The 1,895-nt window shown below is 71.6% G+C and carries 1 protein-coding gene; it reads right to left on the bottom strand.

Annotated elements, in window-relative coordinates; all coding sequences use genetic code 11:
- Positions 1-1,895: formylglycine-generating enzyme family protein (locus CAPSK01_RS21570; protein WP_337958530.1), on the bottom strand; the 1,895-nt coding region annotated here is incomplete at both ends.

Below are 1,895 nucleotides of genomic sequence, written 5' to 3'. Positions count from 1 at the left end.
AGGCCACTCCGTGGCCCCGGCTGGGCTCGTGGACCTCAGGGCAAAGCGGAAGCCGCAGTACTGGGCGGCGTAGCCGGGCGCGTAGGCGCTGCGGTACGCCGAGCGGGCGTGCCCGGCGTTGCGGTTCCAGGAGCCGCCGCGCAGCACGCGCCCGGCAACACCTTCGCCTTCCGGGCCGCGTGGATCGGTCTCGTCGCGCTCCACATACTTGCGTTGCCCGTCGGCACACCACTCCCAGACGTTGCCGTGCATTTCGTACAGGCCCCAGGCGTTGGCCGGCAGGCTGCCGACCGGAACGGTCGACTCGCGGTAGAGGCCCTTGGTGCCGCCCGCATACGGAAAATTCCCATTGTAGTTTACCTGCTCGGGGGTGATCTGGTCGCCGAAGCTGAAAGCGGTCAGCGTACCGGCTCGGCAGGCGTATTCCCACTCGGCCTCGCTCGGCAGGCTAGCGATCGCCCCCGGCAGCCGCATTTCGAGCGCGCGCAGGAAGCGCTGCACGTCGTTCCAGCTCACCTGCTCGACCGGATGCTGCGGCCCGCCGCGGTTCTTGGCATGGAAATGGCTCGGGTTGTTGCCCATCACCGCTTCCCAGAGCGCTTGCGTACAGGCGGTGTCGGCCAGCCAGAAGCCGGCGCTCAGGGTCACCGAATGTTGCGGGCCTTCGTCTTCATAGCGCTCGGGCTCGGATTCTGGCGACCCCATCCGGAAGTGCCCGGCTTCGATGTAGCGCAGCCGCTGGACGACGGTTCTGGCGCCAGCCGACGCCTTGCGCGCCTGGCCCGGAATTTCAACGATCGCGTAGAGGCCATGCGCGTCGCGGCCGATTTCCTGCGCCCAGGCAGGGCGCTCGACGCGGCCAACGAGGTAGCTGTGCTGGCCGGCGGTGACGGTCAGCGGTCTGGCCGGGTCGGCGAGACTGGCGAGCGGCGCGACGAGCTGCGGCCGGCCCGCCGGGTCGGGGTCGAGCACGCGCGTCGGCCCGCCCGCGCTGACCAGCAGCCGCCTCGCCCGCAGCGGCGAGCCGAGGCGCGAATGCGCCGGGCCGGCCGGGCGTTCGCCACAGTGAAGCATCAGCCCCGGCGGCTGCACGCCGAGTTCGCAGGCGAGCAGCGGCAAATCGTCGCAGTCGTCGCGGTCGCTGATCGCCTGCAGCAGATGTTCGGGCTGCAGGCCAGCGGGCGCGGTCTTTTCGCCGCTGGCGGCCCACACCGGCGACAGCGCCCGCGAGTTGGCCGACATCCACGCGAGGTCGGCGGCGTTGCGCGCCAGCAGATCGCGCGCGTACTGGCGCAGTTGCGGATCGACGCACCCTGCCTGGCTGGCCCTGGCGCCAAGGGCGGCGAACCAGCGTTTGGCTTCGGCGACGCGATCGGCGGCATCACGTTTCGCCTCGTCGCGGGCGTGCGCCTGCCAGACCAGGAGCTCGGTGGCTTCGGTCGCCCGCCCGCGCCAGGCGTGGATGTGCAGCGTCTGCTCGAGCGCCGCCAGTTGCTCGGCCGCCGCGAGTTCCTCGAAATCCTGGCGGTAGCGCGCGACGTGCGCGGCGGCGACGGCGCGCGAAACGAGGCTGTCGTAGACCACCGGCGGGTGGTTCCAGACCAGCGCTTCGAGTGCCGGTTCGTTCGCCGTCGCCGGTGTGATGGCGCGCAGCGCCCGCAACAGCGCCGGTTCGACGCGAATGCAGAAGGCCATGCGCACCAGCAGCCGTTCGCGCAGCACCGCCAGGCGTTGCCGTTCGGCCTGCCTTTGCTGGTTGTCGGCAAGGTGGCCACGCTGGCGGCGCAGGTCGCCGCGCGGCTGCAGGCAGAACACGCGCGCGCGGCGCGCGAGTTCGACCTCGATCTGCGCCGGCGCCAGCGGCGCCCAGAACACCGGCTGCGCGCCGCTGGCGA

Source organism: Candidatus Accumulibacter vicinus, from assembly GCF_000584955.1.
Lineage (GTDB): Bacteria > Pseudomonadota > Gammaproteobacteria > Burkholderiales > Rhodocyclaceae > Accumulibacter > Accumulibacter vicinus.
The sequence above is the reverse complement of the archived record's forward strand: the minus strand, read 5'-3'. Positions and strand labels throughout refer to the sequence as shown.